Source organism: Reyranella sp. CPCC 100927, from assembly GCF_007859315.1.
Taxonomy (GTDB): domain Bacteria; phylum Pseudomonadota; class Alphaproteobacteria; order Reyranellales; family Reyranellaceae; genus Vineibacter.
Genome location: NZ_VOHA01000032.1, coordinates 52,957 through 72,288 on the forward strand (window position 1 = coordinate 52,957; position 19,332 = coordinate 72,288).

A 19,332-nucleotide genomic window follows, 5' to 3' on the forward strand; every position below is an offset into this window, starting at 1 on the left:
CGCCGGCCATCCAAGATACGGAACGCTCATACGATTTCTAATGAATTTCGGATGTTGCGAGGCCATACCGGGCGCGAAACGAGCACCGTTGACCCAACCCGTTTGCAGGCGACGCGCCGTTCTGCCCCTCAGCCAACATCGGCGACAAAGGCTGCCAGCAGCGTGTTGAAGGCGACTGCGTCTTCCCATTGTGGCGCATGACCGGCGTCGGGCAGCACCTGCACGGATTGTCGCCATAGCGTCGGCATGCGCAGCGTCTCGAAGTAGGTGCCGTTGACGAGCTGTTCACGGGCCCCATGCAAAACGGCCAGCGGTCGATCCAGGTTGGCCACGACCTCGATTTCATCGCGATAACCGCCCGGCACGATACCGGCCGCCAATTCTGCCCGGGCGCGGCCGTCGGTACGCATCACATCGTCGACGAACGACGCGGGGATATCGGACCAGCCCGGCCGGAAGAACGACTCGACATACTGCTGGGCCTGGGAGCGCGTGATGTCGGCGGCGAACCCCAGTCCCATCGCCGGGTTGGGCAGGAAGGCCTTGTCCATCGCCGGCGGGAAACCCAGCGGTGGCGTGCCGAAGATCATGAATCCCCGCGCCTGCGGCAGCGCGGGGACCGCTTCCAGGATGATGTGGCCCCCCAGGCTCCAACCCACGAAGATCGCATCCTGAAGGCCGCGGTCCGACGCAAACGCCACCAGAACATCGGCGTATGCCGGCAGGCCGTAGCCGGACGCATCGTGGGCATCGGCCGAGCGGCCATGGCCGGGCAGATCAATCGCGATCAACCGCAATGCCTGTCCCAACGGTGCCGACATCTGCCGTTCGAACGCGCGCATCGACGCGGAGTTGCCGTGGACCAGGACGACCGGTCGCCCGCGGCCACCCGACTCCCGGTAGGCGATGGCACCACGCGGGCCCTCGAACATCATGGGTTCCATCACTCCCTCCCCTCCCGCAGCGCCGACACCACGGCCGCGCCATCCCCAGGCACGGCCACGGTACACCGTCGATCAATCCGTCCGGAAGGATATCAAAGGCCGCCGTTGGCCAGCGCCACCAGGCGATCCATCCCGAACGCGAGTTCCACGACCTTGCAGGGCTTGAAGCCGGGAACGGCCGGGAAGTCGGTGCGTCGGGACGTGCTGGCCACTTCGCGCCATTCGCCATCCGGCTGCAGGCACTCGATATCGATGGTCTCTGTCGCGTAAGGCGGCAGGCGATCGGATGCAATCAGGCGTGTTTCAAGACCCGACATGCGCTGGATCACCGGAACAAGCGCGTCCCGCAGCGGTCCGGCGATATCAGCCTTGGTGTCCTCCGCGTGAATGAGCTGCAACTCCAGCTGCGTGAAGGCATTGAGCCGGAGTTTGGCGGCAGTGGCGCCATCGCGCGTCTCGCGGCGATACGAATAGCCCATCTGCCACACGCACAGCGGCGGCCTCAGGCGGGTCGTGCGCAGGATGCGCGCGGCGATCGCATAGGAACCGTCGGTGGTTTCGGCGCGCAGCGCGTAGGGCCGGTCGCCACCCGGCGGGTCCTGCAGCACGAAGACATCGGCGCGATCGTATGCCGCCGACATGCGCGCCAGCGGCATCATGGGCGGCGTCTCGACCTCTTCGAACGCCCACATCTGGTTGATGTCGGCGAGCGTGTCGCGCACGGTGTCGAGAACGGCATCGCGGATACGGCGACGCAGGTGGAGTTCGGACTGGCGCCAGAAGCGCAGTCCAGCCAGATCATCATACAGCGCAAAAGACATGGTCGGCCCCACGTCAGGGGGTGAGACAAGGCGCCGGCAGGCGCGAGACATCGTGACCGCTCCTCAAAAGGAACGGCCTATCGACCTCGCCCGCACTGCAGCACCATCCATGTCATGACCGATCCCTACCCGATCGGACCGCGCATTTCCAGTCCCCGGCCGATGCAGTCCCCTAGTCTAGGCAACGTAGGGCGGATGGCCGACATAGCCAGGCTTGCCGTCGCGCAGGTCGTTGCGGATGTAGTGGAAGCGTGGATCCGTGCTCTTCAGTCCGTTCTTGAACCAATCCTCGACGATCTGCGCCTGCTCCTCCGTACCGAAGCTGTCCCACGGCTTGTTCAGATTGCCCTCGCCATAGAGATAGGCGTTGCCTTGCCGGCAGGCCTGGGACACCAGGGAACTGGTCCAGACGCCGAGAAAACCGAACCGGCTGCGATACATCTGCCAGACGTGCGTCATCTCGTGCACGAAAGTCGCCTTGTATTCGAGCGTCACGCGACTGGCGGCATCGAACGCGCGTGGACCGATGTAGATCCTGTAGGTGGCAATACCAACGTCGTATGATGCGAAAGGCCTGTCGCTGGCGCCGAGGCCATTGGCCAGCATCACCTTGGTTCTCAGAAGCGGGGTCGGCAAGGTCCCCGCGAAGACCCGCTCGCACATGGTGATCTCATCGCCGTTCAGGCTGCGCGAGATGACTTGGTATGACATCATTGCCCCCGTCGTCGCAGGTACCAGCCGCGCACCCTCGGCGAAGCCTGGCCTCGATGTGCACGACATTTTTCATCAACCCACCCGCCGCACATCGGCCGAACGGATGAGGGCAGAGCGCCGGCACACCGGCCGCCCCACGACCGCCACGGGTGCTCCGCCACCTCATCCGTTCGGATGAAGATCATCATCGGTCGCGAGCGCTACTGTGCGACACCAACGGGTGTCCCTGATGCGATCGACAATCGCGGCCTTGCTCCTGGTCCTGCTCCCTACAGCGGTGGACGCACAGGACACGCGCGACTGTACGCAGTGCCCCGAGATGGTGCCGCTGCCGGCCGGCTCTTTCGTCATGGGTGCCACCCCCGACGAGAACGCCGATGACTACGGCAGCAGCAAGCCGCAGGTGCGCGTCACGCTCAGCAGCGCCTTCGCCATCGGAAAGTACGAGGTAACGCGGCAGGAGTTCGCCGCCTTCGTGGCAGCGACAGGTCATCGACCATTACCGGGGTGCTTCGCCCGCCGAAGCGACGGCGAATGGGAACGACAGCCCAGCCTGTCGTGGCGCAATCCCGGTTTTGCGCAAACCGACCGCGATCCGGTCGTATGCGTGAGTTCAGCCGATGCGCGGGCCTATGCTGAATGGCTGCGGCGCATCACCGGCAGGAACTACCGGCTGCCGACCGAAGCGGAATGGGAGTATGCCGCGCGCGGCGGTTCGCCGGCGGCCCGGTACTGGGGCGCTGATCCCAGCGCGGCATGCCGCCATGCCAATGGCCCGGACCTGACACAGGCCGACGCGTTCAACCACAAGAGCGACCCGGACTATTTTTTCCAGTGCGCCGACGGCCATGTCTACACCGCGCCGGTGGGACTGTTTGCGCCCAATGCCTTCGGCCTCCACGACATGCTGGGCAACGTCTGGGAGTGGACCGACGATTGCTGGACCACCAGCCACGCCGGCGCACCGGCAACCGGCGATCGGCGCCGCGACGGCGATTGCCACATGCGTGTCGTGCGCGGCGGCGGCTGGAACTACGGCCATGTCGCGGTTCACGCTGCATTCCGGGAGGGTGAAGACCTCCAGCAACGCGGTGGTCATCTCGGCTTCCGCGTGGTCAGGGATCAGCGGGTCGTGTCATCAGGTCCCCTGCCGATGGCCGAGTTTCTGCCGTTGCTGATCTTCCATGTCCTGGCAATTCCACCTTTCTGGATGTTGTTTCGTCGCGTGGGCCTGGGTCGTTGGTGGGTGTTGATCGTGTTGGTACCGGTCGTCGGCTTCTGGCTGGGCCTCGTCGTACTGGCCTGGCGACGCTGGCCGACCTTTGACCGAAAGATGACGCCTCATGAGTAGCTGGCACTGGTTGATCCTGCTGATCCTGTACGGACTGCCCGCGGTCTGTGGCTGGCGGATCGCCAGGCGCGCCGGCTTTCCACCGGCACTGGGCCTCGTCATGGCGGTGCCGCTTGCCGGTCACATCCCGCTATGGATATGGGCATTCATCCGATGGCCGATCGAGACCAAAGGCAGGGCGCCGCATGAAACGCGGCCCGTCGTGCGGTAGGACGATGCGCGAACGTCACGTGTTCGAAGCCGAGATGATCGCCGCCCAGCAGCGCGAGCGACGGATCGGTGAAGACGTCGACTGGCGGGGGCTCGGTCCAAAGATCGTATCGATTGGCGAATATCCGTCCTTCGCCCGCAGCTTCGTCTGGGACGTCCGACGCGACGACGGTGAACTCAAGCTGTTCGTCAGCGCCAGTCGCACGGCAGGGTCCGGTTTCCTTGCACCGGGATACCGGCAGCACATCGTTGCGTCAGTCGACCTGGAGGAAATCCTGACGTCGATCGCGGCCGTACGGCTTGAGCACTGGCATCCCGACCCGTTGCCCGGTGGTACCGACGGCACGAACCGCGAGGTCAGCGTGTATCGCTATCCCAGTTTTATCTCCTTGCGCTGGCGACAGAGCCAGGAACCGCCACAATGGCGGGAGCTGACCGACCTGGCATCACGCCTGATCGAGCGGTTCAAGCAGACCGACCTGGTGCCGAACGCCTATGCGTTTGACTCCCATTGTGACGCGCGAACCTTCTTCGAGGAAAGTGCGCGCGACGTACCCTTCGCGAGCCAAGTGCCTTTCAGTGAACGGCGGTCGGGAGTCCACGTGGCGGCACGCCTGAGCCAGCTCGCGGCAAGGCAAAAGCCCAGGTTCGTGCTGGTGGTCTATTCGGCGGCGATGACGGATGACCTGCGCTGTCGCATCCCGCAGGCTCTGACCGTCGGTGCCGTGGACGACATGGTCGCCATGGTCAAGGAAGGCCGACCCGGGATTCCGATCGTATCGATAGCGAACCCCACTCGCCTGCCTCGAGATTGGGATGCGGCGTACTTTGAACTCGACCCGACCAGCCCCTCGTTCGAGGCACTGGCGCGATTGAACGCTGTCGCCATCCATATCGCGCCTGGATTGCCCGCACTGCGCATGGAGCTTTGGACTGTTTCATGGTGAGCGCATCGATGCGACGCCTCCCGAAGACAGGCGCGCACCGTAGCCCCCGCGCGCAAGGCGCGGTACAAGCGACCAGACTCGATACGCCTGGGAGCACGAAGCGGTGGACGCCGGACAGGACACACGCCCCATTGTCAGCATGCGCGGCGTGACCAAGAGCTATGACGGCAAGAGCCTGGTCGTCCGCCACCTCGATCTCGATGTCGCGCGCGGCGAGTTCCTGACCTTGCTGGGGCCGTCAGGGTCGGGCAAGACGACCACGTTGATGATGCTGGCCGGCTTCGAGGCGGCGACCACGGGGGAGATCCTGCTCGAAGGCCGCTCCGTCACCCGGCTGCCGCCGCACAAGCGCGGCATCGGCATGGTGTTCCAGAACTATGCCCTCTTCCCGCACATGACCGTGGCGCAGAACCTGGCCTATCCGCTCACCGTGCGCAAAGTGCCGCGGGCCGAGATCGGCGCCAAGGTGCGCCGCGCGCTGGACATGGTGCGCCTGGCCGGCTTCGACGACCGGCGCCCGGCCCAGCTGTCGGGCGGCCAGCAGCAGCGCGTGGCGCTGGCGCGCGCCCTGGTGTTCGAACCGTCACTGGTGCTGATGGACGAGCCGCTGGGTGCCCTCGACAAGCAGTTGCGCGAGCGCATGCAGTTCGAGATCCGCACCCTGCATGAGCAACTGGGCACCACGTTCGTCTACGTCACCCACGACCAGGGCGAGGCACTCGCCATGTCGGACCGCATCGCGGTGTTCCACGAGGGCGTCGTGCAGCAGCTCGACACCGCCGAAGGACTGTACGAACGCCCGCAGAACGGTTTCGTGGCCGGCTTCATCGGCGAAAGCAACCGGCTGGCCGGCACCGTACGCACCATCGGCCGCGGCGAGGCCCGCGTGAGCCTGGATGCCGGGGGCGAGATCACCGGCCGCGTGGCCGACGCCGAGGCCGCCGGCACCCGGGCCCTGGTGTCGCTGCGCCCGGAACGCGCACGGATCCTGAGGCCTGACGATCGCGCCGACAACATGCTGAGCGGCCGGGTGCGCGAGCTGATCTATCTGGGCGACCACACGCGCGTCGTGCTGTCGGTCGCCGGCAGCGACGACTTCGTCGTCAAAGCGGCCAATACGGGCAGCGTCCTGCCGCACGGTACCGGCGAAACCGTCACGGTGGGCTTCGGCGTCCAGGATTGCGTGGCGCTGAAGGCGGCGGCAAACTGATCCGCCTGTCGCATGCACGCCGTCCTGAGCGCAGCGACGGACCTTGCGGTGGTTGATGAAAAAGATTGACGGTGCCAGCAATCATCTACGCTGGCATTCTGCGTCCCAACACCGCGAGATCCTTCGCTTCGCTCTGGATGACGGCAAGAGGGAGACCAACATGTCAGGGAAACTGCTCGGGATGATCGCCGCTGTGGCGCTGGGTGCGTCGGCGGTGGCATACGCCCAGTCGCGGCCGCTCACCGTGGTGTCGTGGGGCGGCGCCTACCAGGCGGCGCAGCGCGACGTCTATTTCGAGCCGTTCAAGAAGGCGACCGGCATCAACATGCTCGACGAGTCGTGGGACGGCGGCATCGGCGTGCTGCGCGCCAAGGTGCAGGGCGGCAACGTGCCGTGGGACGTGGTGCAGGTCGAGTCCGAGGAGCTGGAGCTGGGTTGCGATGAAGGCCTCTACCTTCAGCTCGACTACAGCAAGATCGGCGGCAAGGACGCCTATCTGAAGGCGGCCGTTCATCCCTGCGGCGTCGGCGCCATCGTCTACAATTTCGTGCTGGGCTACGACAAGGACAAGCTGAAGACGGCGCCCACCGGCTGGGCCGATTTCTTCGACACCAAGAAGTTTCCCGGCAAGCGCGGCCTGCGCCAGGGCCCCAAGACCTCGCTGGAGATCGCGTTGATCGCCGACGGCGTGGCACCGGCCGATGTCTACAAGGCGCTGGCGGCGCCGGGCGGCGTCGACCGCGCCTTCAAAAAGCTCGACACCATCAAGAAGGATCTGGTGTGGTGGAAGGCGGGTGCCCAGCCGCCGCAGTTGCTGGCCTCGGGCGAGGTGGCGATGACCTCGGTCTACAACGGGCGCATCGATGCCGCCAACAAGGCCGACAAGCGCAACTTCGGCATCGTGTGGGACGGCTCGCTGTACACCATCGATTCGCTGGTGATCGTGAAGGGCTCGCCGCACGTCGATGCGGCGTACAAGTTCATCGACTTCGTGGGCAAACCCGAGAACCAGGCCAAGCTGCCGGCCGCGATCGCCTACGGCGTCACCAATGTCGGCGCCACCAAGCTGATCGATCCCAAGCGCCTGGCCGACCTGCCCACGCACCCCGACAACATCAAGAACGCCGTGCAGATCTCCGACAAGTTCTGGATCGAGAACATCGACAAGCTGACCGAGCGCTTCAACAAGTGGGCGGCGTCGAATTGATGGAGCGATCTTGAGCAGCATGGTGCCTTCCCCCAAAGGGGGAAGGTGCCTTGGTGGCTGCCGATGACACCGAATCCGTTGCAACATCCCCCTTCCGGCGCTGCGCGCCACCTTCCCCCTCCGGGGGAAGGGCAAGACATCGTGCGCCAAGTGCGCCGGGCCGAACGCCGGCGGCGGCGCTGGGCGTTGCTGCTGGTGGCGCCGTTGGCGCTCTTCCTGCTGCTGGTCTTCGTGGCACCCATCATGGAGATGCTGCGCCGGTCGGTGGTCGATCTCGATCTGCGCCAGACCTGGCCGCGCACAGCCGCGGCGCTGGCCGACTGGGACGGCCACGACCTGCCGCCGGAAGCGACCTTTGCCGCGCTAGCGCAGGACATGAAGGAGAGCTTCAGCGCCCGCACGGCCGCCGCGGTCGCGCGCCGCCTCAACTATGCCGACACCGGTGCGCGCACGCTGGTCATGACGACGGCGCGCAAGGTGGCGGGCCTGGAGCAGATGCCGACCGACTGGCGCGCGGCCTTCGTCGACATCGATCCGGCGTGGGGCGAGCGGCATACATGGACGATGCTAAGGCAGGCCAGCGGTCCGGTGACCAGCTTCTTTACGCTCTATGCGCTGGACCTGCGCCGCGACGCTGACGGGCGTGTCGTGGCGGCGCCCGCCAGCGAGGCGATCTTCGTCGACATCCTGCTGCGCACGCTATCGATCTCGGCCCTGGTGACCGTGATCTGCGCCGTGCTGGGCTTCCCCGTTGCCTATCTGCTGGCCAACGCGCCGGGACGTATCGGCAACCTGCTGCTGATCCTGGTGCTGGTGCCGTTCTGGACCGCGCTGCTGGTGCGCATCGCGGCGTGGACCGTGCTGCTGCAGGACCAGGGGCTGATCAACAACGCCCTGGTGTCGCTGGGCCTGATCGATCAGCCGCTGCGCCTGATCTACAACCGCACCGGCGTGATCATCGCCATGGTGCATGTGCTGCTGCCGTTCATGATCATGCCGCTGTACGGCGTCATGAAGACGGTGCCGCCGCAGCTCTACCGGGCCAGCCTGTCGCTGGGTGCACCGCCCACAGTGTCGTTCCTGCGCGTCTACCTGCCGCAGACCAAGCCCGGTATCTTCGCCGGCATCCTGCTCGTGTTCATCATGGCGGTCGGCTACTACATCACGCCGGCCCTGGTGGGCGGCGCCAACGACCAGATGATCAGCTGGTTCATTGCCTTCTACACCACCGACACGGCCAACTGGGGGCTGGCGGCCGCGCTGGGCCTGGTGCTGCTGGTCGCGACCGCGGTGCTGTTTGCCCTGTATCAGCGCCTGTCGGGCGCTCGCGGCGTGGCCTTCGGGTAAGGCCATGGGCAACACGATCCCCCGGACGACAGGCGAACGCTGCTGGCGGCTGGCCCTGTTCATCGGCAGCGGCGCGGTGTTGCTGTTTCTGATCACGCCGATCCTGGCCGTGGTGCCGCTGTCGTTCAACGACAGCCAGTTCCTTGCCTATCCCGTGCGCGGCTTCACCTGGCGCTGGTACGAGGAACTGCTGACGTCGCAGCGCTGGGCCCTGTCGGTGCGCAACTCGTTCGTCATCGGCATCGCTGCGGCGTTGCTGGCCTCGATCCTGGGCACCTTGGCCGCCATCGGTCTCAACATCAGCGACTTTCGCGGCAAGGCATCGCTGACGGCGGTCCTGCTGTCGCCCATGGTGGTGCCGGTCGTCATCTACGCGGTGGGTCTCTACCTGTTCTTCGCGCCGCTGGGCCTGACGCAGACCTATACCGGCCTGATCATGGCGCACGCCGCGCTGGGCGCGCCGTTCGTGGTCGTGACGGTATCGGCGGTGCTGGCCAACTTCGACTGGGCCCTGGTGCGCGCCGCGCAGTCGCTGGGCGCCCACCCGATCACCGTCTTCCGCACCATCATGCTGCCGCTGCTGACGCCGGGCGTGCTGTCGGGCGCCCTGTTCGCTTTCGCGACCTCGTTCGACGAGGTGGTGACCCTGCTGCTGATCGGCGGACCGCAGCACCGCACCATGCCACGCGAGATGTTCTCCCGCCTGCGCGAGGACATCTCGCCCACCATCGCGGCGGCCGCGGCACTGATGCTGGTCACGGCGGTGCTGCTGCTGATCACCGTCGAATGGCTGAAGGCGCGCACCGCGCGGATGACGCGGTCGCCCTAGTTCCTGTTTGGCCAGCTCCCTTCTCCCCGCGCGCAGGCGGGGAGAAGGGAGTCAACTCGGGTTGACCGCCTTCACCAGCCAGCAGGCGGTCGACAGGCGGACGGCGCCATCGGCCATGTACGGCGCCAATGCCTTGCCGACAGCATCGATCGCCTGCCGACGCGCCGCCTCGGGAGCAGCGCGCAGCAGCCGGGTCATCGGTCCTACCTCGGCCGCCAGTGCTGCCGCCTCGTCAAGGCTGGATGCCCGGAACACCGCCTGGTCGTCGATCGGATCGATGGTGATATCGGCGAAGCCGGCGCCGGCGAGGACGCGCCGCACGTGGTCGCGGTCGCCGAAGGCGAACGGCCCGGGATCGTGCGGTCCGGGGCGCGGCATCGGGGGCAGGAACGGGACCGCGGCCACGAACGGCACGAATGCCCATGCATTGTCCTTGAACGGCCGCCAGCACAGGAAGGTCAGACGGCCGCGCGGCTTGAGGGCGCGGCGCAGATGCGTGAATGCCGCCACCGGATCGCCGAAGAACATCACGCCGAAGCGCGAGAACAGCAGATCCGTCGAGCCCGGCGCGAAGGCGTATGCCGACGCATCGCCGGCGGCGAAACGCACATTGGCGAGACCATCGGCCGCAGCGCGGCGCGAGGCTTCCGCCATCATCGCTTCCGACAGGTCGAGGCCGAGCACGGTGCCCGACGGCCCCACGGCGCGCGCCAGCATCCGTGACGTCGCACCGGTGCCGCAGCCCACGTCCAGCACCACCTCGCCCGACTGCGCCGCCGCCGCGGTCAGGGCCTGTTCACCGAGACCCGCCAGCATCGCATCGGTCCGCGCCTCGCGTGCCAGCCAGATGTCACCCCCCTCGCCACTCCAGAACGCGACCTGATCGGCGTGCAGGGTGTCGGGGGTCGTGTCAGCCGGCATGACGGAACTCCGATAGGTGAAATGAACGACGATGATAGCAAATCACAGTCCGGCGGGGACGATCTTCACAATGCGCTTCACCGCTCCCGGCCCGGCGGATCAGTCCTCGCCGGCATGAAGGGAAGCAGGGGCAAGATCGGGATTGGGGCGGCGTTCGCGGGATATGAACGTGTAGACCGTGGGCACGACGAACAGTGTCAGCACCGTGCCGAAGGTCATGCCGCCGACCACGACCCAGCCGATCTGGTGCCGGCTTTCGGCACCGGCGCCCGAAGCGAGCGCCAGCGGCAGGGCGCCCAGCACCATGGCGCCGGTGGTCATCAGGATCGGCCGCAAGCGGATCACGGCAGCCTCGACCACAGCCTGGCGCACGCTCTCGCCCAGATCGGCGCGGCGCTGATTGGCAAACTGGACGATCAGGATGCCGTGCTTGGTGATCAGGCCGATCAGGGTCACAAGGCCGATCTGGCTGTAGATGTTGAGCGTGCAGCCCGACAGATGCAGCGCCGCGAAGGCGCCGGTCATCGACATCGGCACCGAGATCATGATGATCAGCGGGTCGACGAAACTCTCGAACTGGGCCGACAGCACCAGGAAGATGAAGCCCAGCGCCAGCAGGAACACGATCACCAGGCTGTGACCCGATTCCTTGAACTCGCGCGATGTGCCGTTGTAGTCGACACGGAAGTCCGCCGGCAGGATCGCCTTGGCCTGCCGCTCCATGAAGGCCAGCGCCTCGCCCAGCGAATAGTCGGGCGCCAGGTTGGCGGTGATGGTGACGGAGCGCAGCTGGTTGAAGCGGTTCAACTCCTTGGGTGCAACGGTCTCATCCGCTGTCACGATGTTGGAGAGCTGCACCATGTCGCCGCCGCGCGAGCGCACATAGACTTGCGACAGGTCATAGGGTGTCTGCCGGTCGATGGGCTCGACCTGCACGATGACGTCGTATTGCTTGCCCTCCCGATTGAAGCGGGTCACCTGGCGGCCACCGAACAGGGTTTCCAGCGTACGGCCCGTCGCCTCCACCGAGAGGCCGAGATCGGCGATCTTGTCGCGCTTCATCTGGACGTCGATCTGCGGCTTGTTGAGGCGCAGGTCGTGATCGACGCTGACCAGGCCCGGGTTGTCATTCAGCACGTCCATCAGCCGCTCGATGTGCTCCTCGATCTCGGCGAACGGCCGCGAGCTCAGGATCACGAACTGCACCGGCCGGCTGCGAAAACTCTGGCCCAGCGACGGCGGGTTGTTGACGAAGGCGCGCACGCCGGGGATGCCTTCGACGGCCGGCCGAATGCCCTCGGCGATATCCTGCTGCTTGCGACTGCGGTCATCCCAGTGGTGCAGGCGCAGGAAGGCGACCGCATCGGTGACCGTGGGCGAGCCGGCGACGGCATAGGTCGAGCCGACCTCCGGCAGCCCCATGCCGATCGGCTCGAAGGCACGGGCATAGCGGCTCGAGTAGTCGATGGTGGCGCCTTCCGGGGCTGTGCCGAGCACCAGGATGACGCCGCGGTCCTCCAGCGGCGACAACTCCGACTTCATCACGACGCCCAGCCAGGCGCCGCCACCGACCGTCGCCAGCAGCAGCATCAGCACCAGCGGGCGGGCGCGCAGCGCGCCGTCCAGCGCCCGACGGTAGGCACTCGACAGCCCGGCGAGGCCGCGCTCGAGCAGGTTGTAGAGCCGGCCATGTGTCTCGTGGTCTTTCAGCAGGCGCGAGCACATCATCGGCGTCAGCGTGAGCGCAATGAAGCCGGAGATCAGCACGGCACCGGCCAGCGACAGCGCGAATTCCACGAACAGCTTGCCGGTGCGGCCGGGCGTGAAGGCGACGGGCGCGTAGACTGCGACCAGGGTCAAGGTCATGGCGATGACAGCAAAGACGATCTCGCCGGTGCCCTTCACCGCGGCGCGCATCGGCGACATGCCCTCCTCGATATGGCGATGCACGTTCTCGAGCACTACGATCGCATCGTCCACGACGAGACCGATCGCCAGCACCATCGCCAGCAGGGTGAGCGTGTTCACGCTGAAGCCGAACGCAAACATGATGGCGAAGGTGCCGACCAGCGACACCGGGATGGTGACGACCGGGATCAGGGCGGCGCGGAACGAGCGCAGGAACAGCACGATCACGACGACCACCAGCGCCAACGCCTCGACGATGGTCCACAGCACCGACTTGATCGACTCCTCGATGAACACGGAGGTGTCGTAGGCAACGTCGATCTGCATGCCTTGCGGCAGACGCTCGCGCAGGCCGGGCAGGCGTTCGCGCACCGACCGCGAGACATCGAGAGGGTTCGCCGTCGACTGCTTGACCACGCCCAGCGTGACCGCCGTATGGCCGTTGTAGCGCGTGGTGCGCCGCTCCTCGACGGCGCCGAGCTCGGCGCGCGCCACGTCGCCCAGCCGCACCAGGAAGCCTGATGTCTGCTTGACGATGATACGGTCGAACTGCTCCGTCGTGACCAGGCCGGTGCGCGAGAGGATGGTGAACTCGCGGTCGGTGCTCTCGATGCGGCCGGACGGGATTTCGACGTTCTGCTGGCGCAGCGCGGTCTCGATGTCCTGGACCGTGAGGTTGTAGGCCGCCAGCCGCGTGCGATCGACCCAGATGCGCATCGCGTAGCGGCGTTCGCCATAGATGTTGACGCCGGCGACGCCAGGCAGGTTCTGCAGCTCCGGCTTCACGTAGCGGTCGGCGTAGTCGGAAATCTCCAGGGTCGAGTGATGCGAACTGGTGAACGGCAGGAAGATGATCGGCTGGGCATCGGCCTCGACCTTGGCGATGACCGGCTCCTCGATCTCGTCAGGCAGCTTGCGGCGCACGCGCGCGACGCGGTCGCGGACGTCGCTGGCGGCGGCGTCCGGATCGACGCTCAGCCGGAAGCGCACGGTGATGGTGCTCTGCTCCGGCCGGCTGCGGGAGCTCAGGATCTCGATCCCCTCGATGCCGGCAATCGACTCCTCCAGCACCTGCGTGACCTGCGCCTCGATGATCTCGGGGCTGGCACCGCGGTACACGGTCTCCACGGAGACGATCGGTTCGTCGATGTTGGGATATTCACGCACCGACAGGCGCTGGTAGGACACGGCGCCGACCAGCATCAGGATGAGGCTCAGCACGGTGGCAAACACCGGCCGGCGGATGCAGAGCTCATAGATGCTCATTGCCGCCAGTATAGCAGACGCCCTCGGCTGAGGTCCCTTGACGTGAGGAGATTACGCCAAGGCGCTCCGCAGGTCGGTCCCGGCGAAGTCTTCGCCGACATAAAGGAGCGCACAGCCGCACGCCGTCGCCACGTCATAGGCGAAGCAGTCGCCAACGTTGAGACCTGCCGGATGGAGGCCCTTCCCCCAGCGTCCGTACGCCTCGGCGACCCGGCGTGCGACGGCCGGAGTCACATCCACGACGGTGACTCCAAGTCCGTCGATCAACGTCGCCATCTCCGCACCGACATTGCGGCGAGCGGCAACGATCAAGGCCTCGGCCACCGTTGCGGCCGAGACCATGATCTCGTCCTGCGTTACCAGCGCTGCGATACACGCCTCGGCTTGGGGTTCATCGAGCACGATCGCCATCAGTGCGGACGTATCGACCGCGATCATTCAGGCAAACCGTTGTCGCCATACAGAAAATCCTGGCTCCGTTCGGCCGTCGGCCCGGGGCTCGCCTTGGCGCCGCCGGCGGCTCGAACGGCATCCATCAGCGCACGACGGGACCTGGCGTCCACGACCGGCCGCACGGGAACGAGGCGGACGGCTGCCTGGCCGTGGCGGGTCAGGATAACCTCGTCGCCGGCTTCGGCGCGGCGCACCAGCTCGGTCAGCTGACCTTTGGCCTCGGTCACAGAGATCCGCATTCCATCCAACCCTCGATCACCGAAAATGGACCATTTAATGGTCCATTTCAATGATGTTCGTTGGCGCAAGGCCACGACATATTTACATTATTAATGCGTCCAATACCCTATTTCTACAGTTCATGAGGTTATTTTGTATTGAATTTCCATCCTCCAGACGTTTATTGTCCGACAGCAATCATGCAGACGCAGGGGCGGCCGTGAGCGTTGCCGACAACAAGCTGAATGCGTCCCGGACCTCGGACCGGCTGACAGGCCGCGGCCTGGGCGGTTCGCTGGCTGCGCTGCGCGCGCGTCATCCCAGGCTTACCGCGACGGTGATCCATGGTGCCGAAGTGGGCGCCTGGGTCGCGTTTTACGTCGTGGTGCGCGCGCTGGTCGGCTGACCGCCGGCGCCACGGCACCTCGTGAAAGACTGGCGATGAAGCATCTTCCGACGTTCTTCGCGTTGACCGGCAAGGTCGCGCTGGTGGTCGGCGGCACGCCGGCCGCGGCGCAGCGCGCCCGCACCTTGCTGGCCGCCGGCGCCCGCGTGACGGTGATGGCGCCGGATCTGGACGTCGTATTCGACGATCTGCAGCGCAGCGGCGCCATCGCCTGGCAGGCCCGCTGGCCCGGCTGCGAGGACCTCGACGGCGCGGCGCTCAGCTTCGTCGCCACTGGCGACCCGGTACGCGATGCAGAGGTGGCGGCACTGGCGCGCGATGCGCGGGTGCCCGTCAACGTCACCGACCGCCCCGACCTCAGCGACTTCATCATGCCGGCCATCGTCGACCGCGGCGACGTGGTCGTCGGCGTGTCGACCGGCGGTGCCGCACCGGTACTGGCACGCCTGGTGCGTGAGCGGATCGAGCGCGCCATGCCCGCGCGCTTGGCCGAGTTGGGCGCCTTCGCCGGCCGCTTCCGCGACACCGTCCGTGCCGTATTCACCGATGTCGGTGCGCGACGCCAATTCTGGGAACGCGCACTGAACGGCGTTGTCGGCCAGCATGTGCTCGCTGGCAGGACGCAAGCGGCGCACGACGCGATGCTGGTGACCCTCAATCGGTCAGGTACGGGGGCACCCCGCGAGGGTTCGGTGACCATCGTCGGCGCCGGCCCCGGCGATCCCGATCTGCTGACCCTGCGCGCGCTGCAGGCGTTGCAAAGCGCCGACGTCGTGTTGCACGACGAATTGGCCGGCCGCGAGGTTCTGGGCTACGCGCGCCGCGATGCCGAACTGATCTATGTCGGCAAGCAGAAAGCACATCACAGCAAGAGCCAGGACGAGATCAACGCGCTGATGGTGGCGCACGCGCGTGCCGGCAAGCACGTCGTGCGCCTCAAGGGCGGTGATCCCTTCATCTTCGGCCGCGGTGGCGAGGAGTTGGCACACTTGCGCCGCCACGGCATCGACGCCACCGTCGTGCCGGGCATCACCGCCGGGCTGGCGTGCGCCGCTGCTGCCGGCATCCCGCTGACGCACCGCGAGCATGCATCGGCCGTCACCTTTGTCACCGGCCACCTCAAGAATGGCGAGCCGACCGCCGACTGGGAAGCGCTGGCCAGAAGCGGCCAGACCATCGTCGTCTATATGGGTGTGAGCGCCGCCGCCACGGTGCGCGACCGCCTGCTGTCGGCCGGTCTCGCCCGCACCACACCGGTTGCGATCGTCGAGAACGGATCACGCCGCAACCAGAAAGTCAGCACCGGCACGCTGGGCAGCCTCGCGGCCCTGGCGGTGCATCACGCCGGCGGCGGACCAGCCCTGATGATCATTGGTGACGTCGCCGCTTTGGCCGACGCCGCCGCAGAGCCCGCATGGGCGGAGGCATCCTGATGGCCAAGAATCTCACCGGCAGCTTGCAGATCGTCACCGCCAACCGCCTGCGCGACGGCGTGGTGGTGTTCCTCACCGACACCGGCGAGTGGACGTCCAGCATCGCCCGTGCTGCGGTGGCGCGCGATGCCGAGTCGAGCACCCGTCTGCTGGCCATCGGCACCGTGGCCGCCGCCGAGTCGCGCGTGGTCGAACCCTATCTGACCGCCGTTACCGAGGACGGCGATACGATCGCGCCGGTGAGCCTGCGTGAACGTATCCGCGCCCAGGGCCTGACGTTCGCCGCGATCTCGGCCGACGCCACGCGCTATCTGTGAGAGCGCCATGTACCGCTATGACGAATATGACCATGCCTTTGTCGGCGAACGCGTCGCGCAGTTTCGCGACCAGGTAAAGCGCCGGCTGTCGGGCGAGATCACGGAAGACGAGTTCAAGCCGCTGCGCCTGCAGAACGGACTGTACCTGCAGCTGCATGCCTACATGCTGCGCATCGCCATTCCCTACGGCACGCTGTCGTCCAACCAGATGCGCACCCTGGCGCACATCGCACGCCGCTACGACCGCGGCTACGGCCACTTCACCACGCGCCAGAACCTGCAGTTCAACTGGATCCGGCTCGAGGACGCGCCCGACGCGATCGCCGATCTCGCCAAGGCCGAGATGCATTCGATCCAGACCAGCGGCAACTGCATCCGCAACACCACCGCCGATCACTGGGCCGGCGCCGCCATCGACGAGATCGAGGATCCGCGCATCTGGTGCGAGATCGTCCGCCAATGGTCGACGGTGCACCCCGAGTTCAGCTTCCTGCCGCGCAAGTTCAAGATCGCTATCACGGGATCGCCCAACGACCGCGCCGCCGTGCGCGTGCACGACATCGGCCTGCGCATGTTGCGCAACGATGCCGGCGACGTCGGCTTCGAAGTCATCGTGGGCGGTGGCCTTGGCCGCACGCCGATGATCGGCAAGACCATCCGCGACTTCCTGCCCAAGCAGCACTTGCTGTCGTACCTCGAAGCGATCCTGCGGGTCTACAACCGCTACGGACGGCGCGATAACATCTACAAGGCACGCATCAAGATCCTGGTGCACGAGATCGGCGCCGAGGAGATGCGCCGCCAGGTCGAAGAGGAGTGGGCCAGCATCCGCAACGGCGCGCTCGACCTGCCGCGCGATGTCGTCGACGGCATCGCGCGCCACTTCGCGCCACCGCTCTACCAGCCGCAACCGGCGTTCGCGCCCGAGACCGAGCGGCTGCGCTTCGAAGACAAGAACTTCGCGCTGTGGCTGCGCAGCAATGTGGTGCCGCATCGCCAGCCTGGCTACGCCATCGTCAACCTGTCGCTGAAGCCCGAAGGCGCGCCGCCGGGCGACGCCAGCGCCGCACAGATGGATGCCGTTGCCGACCTGGCCGATGCCTACAGCTTCGGCGAGATCCGCGTGACGCACGAGCAGAACCTGGTGCTGCCGCACGTTGCCGTGACCGACCTGCCGGCCGTATGGCGCGGGCTCACGCGCATCGGCTTCGCGACGCCCAACCTGGGACTGGTGAGCGATATCATCGCCTGTCCCGGGCTCGACTATTGCGCGCTGGCCAATGCACGCGCCATTCCCGTGGCACAGCGCATCTCGCAGCACTTCGCCGACCTGGCGCGCCAGCACGATATCGGTGAGCTGAAGATCAAGATCTCGGGCTGCATCAACGCCTGCGGCCATCACCACGTCGGCCACATCGGCATCCTGGGCGTCGACAAGAACGGCACCGAGTTCTATCAGCTCACGCTGGGCGGCCATGCCGGTGACGACGTCTCGCTGGGCACCATCGTCGGGCCGGCGGTACCGGCCGACCAGGTGGTCGAAGCCATCGACTCGCTGGTCCGCACCTACCTCGATGTGCGCCAGGCGGACGAGCGGTTCCTCGACACCTATCGCCGCGTGGGAACCGCGCCGTTCAAGGAGAGGCTCTATGCCACTGCTTAAGGGCGGCGCCCTGGTCAACGATCCCTGGACCACTCTGGCCGACGACGTGGCCATCCCGGCCGACGGCGCCGTGATCGTGAGCTTCGCGCGCTTCACTGCCGAGCGCACGGCGCTGCTGGCGCGCGATGCCCCGCTGGGCGTGGCGTTGAAGAACACCGATGCGGTCGAGCAGCTGGCGCATGATGCTGCACGCTTGAAGCTGATCGCGCTCAGCTTTCCCAAGTTCAGCGACGGGCGTGCCTACACGCAGGCCCGTTTGCTGCGCGAACGCTACCGCTACGCCGGCGAGTTGCGCGCCATCGGCCAGGTGCTGCCCGATCAGCTGCATCACATGCGCCGCTGCGGCTTCGATACGTTCGAGCTCGCCAAGGGCGAGCCGATCGAGGCGTGGCGTCGTGCCGTACACACCTTCAGCGCCGTCTATCAGCCCACCGGCGACGGCCGGGCGCCGGTATCGGCGCTACGCCGCCGCTTGTTCGCGGACGCGGCGGATTGATGATTCTTCCTCTCCCGTTTACGGGAGAAGGAATTACCACTCCGACACGAACGCCTGACGGTCGACCTTGCGCAGGACCGGGCGAACATTGTTGGTCGGCGTGCCGATACCGACGAAACCGATCAGCTTGTCGCTCTCGGCCAAGCCCAGCCCGCGCAGCACGACCGGATCGTAGGCGTTGGGGCCGGTCACCCACATCGCGGCGAAACCCAGCGCATGCGCGGCGTTGAGGATGTTCATGGCCGCGGCACCAGCCGACAGGATCTGCTCGATCTCGGGGATCTTGTGGCCGGCGCGGACATTGGCCACCACCGCGACGATCACCGGCACCGTCCGCGGCCAACTGCGGAACTTTTCGATCAACGCTTCCGGCGGATCGGGCTCGCGCTGATGCAGGGCGGCGACCGCCAGGTCGGCAAATCGTTGCCGCGCCTCACCGCGGATCAGGATGAAGCGCGACGGCTTCAGGTTGCCGTGGTCGGGCGCCCGCAACGCCGCGTCCAGGATCAGGTCGATCTGAGGGTCGGTCGGGCCCGGATCCGTGAGCATCCGCGGCGACACCGAGACTCGCGACAGCAGCGCGTCGATCGGGGACAGGGTGGACTCGGGTTGCGCAGGTGCGGGGGCGTTCATGGAAAGCTCCAATTCTGTCGTCCCGGGTGCATGTAAG

At 66.5% G+C, this 19,332-nt stretch carries 20 protein-coding genes; 12 read left to right on the plus strand and 8 right to left on the minus strand.

The genetic code is table 11. The annotated features are described in order from the left end of the window. Positions 1-128: 128 nt before the first annotated feature. From FQU96_RS38905 to FQU96_RS38915, 3 genes are all read right to left on the minus strand, one after another. Positions 129-944: an alpha/beta fold hydrolase gene (locus FQU96_RS38905; protein WP_146546811.1), complete on the minus strand. Its 816-nt coding sequence runs from the start codon at positions 942-944 to the stop codon at positions 129-131. 92 nt (positions 945-1,036) lie between these two features. Further along, positions 1,037-1,765, minus strand: a complete 729-nt coding sequence (locus tag FQU96_RS38910; RefSeq protein WP_178131081.1) for an aminoacyl--tRNA ligase-related protein — start codon at positions 1,763-1,765, stop codon at positions 1,037-1,039. Between the two features lie 177 nt (positions 1,766-1,942). Further along, positions 1,943-2,476 (minus strand): hypothetical protein, encoded by a 534-nt coding sequence (locus FQU96_RS38915; RefSeq protein WP_146546813.1) that lies wholly within the window; start codon positions 2,474-2,476, stop codon positions 1,943-1,945. Positions 2,477-2,708: 232 nt separating this feature from the next. Here FQU96_RS38915 and FQU96_RS38920 point away from each other — a divergent pair, with 232 nt between their 5' ends. The 7 genes from FQU96_RS38920 to FQU96_RS38950 all read left to right on the plus strand — a co-directional run bounded on the left by FQU96_RS38920 (position 2,709) and on the right by FQU96_RS38950 (position 9,580). Continuing rightward, a complete protein-coding gene (locus FQU96_RS38920; protein ID WP_146546814.1) occupies positions 2,709-3,830 on the plus strand; it encodes an SUMF1/EgtB/PvdO family nonheme iron enzyme in 1,122 nt (373 codons plus the stop codon). Continuing rightward, the gene (locus FQU96_RS38925) at positions 3,823-4,041 is read left to right on the plus strand and encodes a hypothetical protein (protein ID WP_146546815.1); all 219 of its coding nucleotides are present in this window, start codon (positions 3,823-3,825) and stop codon (positions 4,039-4,041) included. The genes FQU96_RS38920 and FQU96_RS38925 overlap by 8 nt, the downstream gene beginning before the upstream one ends. Further along, entirely contained in the window at positions 4,016-4,987 is a 972-nt protein-coding gene (tssK, locus tag FQU96_RS38930; RefSeq protein WP_146546816.1) for a type VI secretion system baseplate subunit TssK, read from the plus strand. Before FQU96_RS38925 ends, tssK begins: the two co-directional genes overlap by 26 nt. 139 nt (positions 4,988-5,126) lie before the next feature. Next, positions 5,127-6,197 carry an ABC transporter ATP-binding protein gene (locus FQU96_RS38935; RefSeq protein ID WP_146546847.1) on the plus strand — a complete coding sequence of 357 codons (1,071 nt, stop codon included), beginning with the start codon at positions 5,127-5,129 and terminating at the stop codon, positions 6,195-6,197. A gap of 160 nt (positions 6,198-6,357) precedes the next feature. Beyond that, positions 6,358-7,404, plus strand: coding sequence for an ABC transporter substrate-binding protein (locus tag FQU96_RS38940; RefSeq protein ID WP_146546817.1), 1,047 nt, complete (start codon positions 6,358-6,360; stop codon positions 7,402-7,404). Between the two features lie 63 nt (positions 7,405-7,467). Continuing rightward, entirely contained in the window at positions 7,468-8,751 is a 1,284-nt protein-coding gene (locus FQU96_RS38945; RefSeq protein WP_146546818.1) for an ABC transporter permease, read from the plus strand. Between the two features lie 4 nt (positions 8,752-8,755). After that, on the plus strand, positions 8,756-9,580 hold the full coding sequence (locus FQU96_RS38950; protein WP_146546819.1) for an ABC transporter permease: 825 nt from the start codon (positions 8,756-8,758) through the stop codon (positions 9,578-9,580). A gap of 51 nt (positions 9,581-9,631) precedes the next feature. Here the strand turns inward: FQU96_RS38950 and FQU96_RS38955 are convergent, their stop codons facing one another. From FQU96_RS38955 to FQU96_RS38970, 4 genes are all read right to left on the minus strand, one after another. Beyond that, a complete protein-coding gene (locus FQU96_RS38955; protein ID WP_146546820.1) occupies positions 9,632-10,501 on the minus strand; it encodes a class I SAM-dependent methyltransferase in 870 nt (289 codons plus the stop codon). A 99-nt stretch (positions 10,502-10,600) separates the two neighbouring features. Then, entirely contained in the window at positions 10,601-13,675 is a 3,075-nt protein-coding gene (locus FQU96_RS38960; protein ID WP_146546821.1) for an efflux RND transporter permease subunit, read from the minus strand. A 51-nt stretch (positions 13,676-13,726) separates the two neighbouring features. Beyond that, a complete protein-coding gene (locus FQU96_RS38965) occupies positions 13,727-14,113 on the minus strand; it encodes a type II toxin-antitoxin system VapC family toxin (RefSeq protein WP_146546822.1) in 387 nt (128 codons plus the stop codon). Beyond that, positions 14,110-14,367: a type II toxin-antitoxin system Phd/YefM family antitoxin gene (locus FQU96_RS38970; RefSeq protein ID WP_146546848.1), complete on the minus strand. Its 258-nt coding sequence runs from the start codon at positions 14,365-14,367 to the stop codon at positions 14,110-14,112. The genes FQU96_RS38965 and FQU96_RS38970 overlap by 4 nt, the downstream gene beginning before the upstream one ends. Positions 14,368-14,567: 200 nt before the next feature. Between FQU96_RS38970 and FQU96_RS38975 the strand changes: the two genes are divergently transcribed. The 5 genes from FQU96_RS38975 to FQU96_RS38995 are packed head-to-tail and all read left to right on the plus strand — an operon-like array spanning position 14,568 to position 18,662. Beyond that, the gene (locus FQU96_RS38975) at positions 14,568-14,753 is read left to right on the plus strand and encodes a hypothetical protein (RefSeq protein WP_146546823.1); all 186 of its coding nucleotides are present in this window, start codon (positions 14,568-14,570) and stop codon (positions 14,751-14,753) included. 35 nt (positions 14,754-14,788) lie between these two features. Then, a complete protein-coding gene (gene cysG, locus FQU96_RS38980; protein ID WP_146546824.1) occupies positions 14,789-16,186 on the plus strand; it encodes a siroheme synthase CysG in 1,398 nt (465 codons plus the stop codon). Then, a complete protein-coding gene (locus FQU96_RS38985) occupies positions 16,186-16,503 on the plus strand; it encodes a DUF2849 domain-containing protein (RefSeq protein ID WP_178131083.1) in 318 nt (105 codons plus the stop codon). The genes cysG and FQU96_RS38985 overlap by 1 nt, the downstream gene beginning before the upstream one ends. Positions 16,504-16,510: 7 nt before the next feature. Continuing rightward, complete coding sequence (locus tag FQU96_RS38990) at positions 16,511-18,166, plus strand: nitrite/sulfite reductase (protein ID WP_146546826.1); 1,656 nt, start codon at positions 16,511-16,513, stop codon at positions 18,164-18,166. After that, positions 18,153-18,662, plus strand: a complete 510-nt coding sequence (locus FQU96_RS38995) for a DUF934 domain-containing protein (RefSeq protein WP_146546827.1) — start codon at positions 18,153-18,155, stop codon at positions 18,660-18,662. Before FQU96_RS38990 ends, FQU96_RS38995 begins: the two co-directional genes overlap by 14 nt. 33 nt (positions 18,663-18,695) lie before the next feature. Here FQU96_RS38995 and FQU96_RS39000 read toward each other — a convergent pair whose 3' ends face one another. After that, a complete protein-coding gene (locus tag FQU96_RS39000; protein ID WP_146546828.1) occupies positions 18,696-19,295 on the minus strand; it encodes a nitroreductase in 600 nt (199 codons plus the stop codon). Positions 19,296-19,332: the final 37 nt, after the last annotated feature.

What these genes read in the sequence shown, in the direction of transcription:
- FQU96_RS39000 (WP_146546828.1), bottom strand. Translation starts at nt 19,295, where the DNA reads ATGAACGCCCCCGCACCTGCGCAACCCGAGTCCACCCTGTCCCCGATC.
- FQU96_RS38985 (WP_178131083.1), top strand. Translation starts at nt 16,186, where the DNA reads ATGGCCAAGAATCTCACCGGCAGCTTGCAGATCGTCACCGCCAACCGC.
- FQU96_RS38915 (WP_146546813.1), bottom strand. Translation starts at nt 2,476, where the DNA reads ATGTCATACCAAGTCATCTCGCGCAGCCTGAACGGCGATGAGATCACC.
- FQU96_RS38970 (WP_146546848.1), bottom strand. Translation starts at nt 14,367, where the DNA reads ATGCGGATCTCTGTGACCGAGGCCAAAGGTCAGCTGACCGAGCTGGTG.
- FQU96_RS38935 (WP_146546847.1), top strand. Translation starts at nt 5,127, where the DNA reads ATGCGCGGCGTGACCAAGAGCTATGACGGCAAGAGCCTGGTCGTCCGC.
- tssK (WP_146546816.1), top strand. Translation starts at nt 4,016, where the DNA reads ATGAAACGCGGCCCGTCGTGCGGTAGGACGATGCGCGAACGTCACGTG.
- FQU96_RS38910 (WP_178131081.1), bottom strand. Translation starts at nt 1,765, where the DNA reads ATGTCTTTTGCGCTGTATGATGATCTGGCTGGACTGCGCTTCTGGCGC.
- FQU96_RS38960 (WP_146546821.1), bottom strand. Translation starts at nt 13,675, where the DNA reads ATGAGCATCTATGAGCTCTGCATCCGCCGGCCGGTGTTTGCCACCGTG.
- FQU96_RS38955 (WP_146546820.1), bottom strand. Translation starts at nt 10,501, where the DNA reads ATGCCGGCTGACACGACCCCCGACACCCTGCACGCCGATCAGGTCGCG.
- FQU96_RS38965 (WP_146546822.1), bottom strand. Translation starts at nt 14,113, where the DNA reads ATGATCGCGGTCGATACGTCCGCACTGATGGCGATCGTGCTCGATGAA.
- FQU96_RS38990 (WP_146546826.1), top strand. Translation starts at nt 16,511, where the DNA reads ATGTACCGCTATGACGAATATGACCATGCCTTTGTCGGCGAACGCGTC.
- FQU96_RS38925 (WP_146546815.1), top strand. Translation starts at nt 3,823, where the DNA reads ATGAGTAGCTGGCACTGGTTGATCCTGCTGATCCTGTACGGACTGCCC.
- FQU96_RS38945 (WP_146546818.1), top strand. Translation starts at nt 7,468, where the DNA reads ATGACACCGAATCCGTTGCAACATCCCCCTTCCGGCGCTGCGCGCCAC.
- FQU96_RS38950 (WP_146546819.1), top strand. Translation starts at nt 8,756, where the DNA reads ATGGGCAACACGATCCCCCGGACGACAGGCGAACGCTGCTGGCGGCTG.
- FQU96_RS38940 (WP_146546817.1), top strand. Translation starts at nt 6,358, where the DNA reads ATGTCAGGGAAACTGCTCGGGATGATCGCCGCTGTGGCGCTGGGTGCG.
- FQU96_RS38920 (WP_146546814.1), top strand. Translation starts at nt 2,709, where the DNA reads ATGCGATCGACAATCGCGGCCTTGCTCCTGGTCCTGCTCCCTACAGCG.
- FQU96_RS38905 (WP_146546811.1), bottom strand. Translation starts at nt 944, where the DNA reads ATGGAACCCATGATGTTCGAGGGCCCGCGTGGTGCCATCGCCTACCGG.
- cysG (WP_146546824.1), top strand. Translation starts at nt 14,789, where the DNA reads ATGAAGCATCTTCCGACGTTCTTCGCGTTGACCGGCAAGGTCGCGCTG.
- FQU96_RS38995 (WP_146546827.1), top strand. Translation starts at nt 18,153, where the DNA reads ATGCCACTGCTTAAGGGCGGCGCCCTGGTCAACGATCCCTGGACCACT.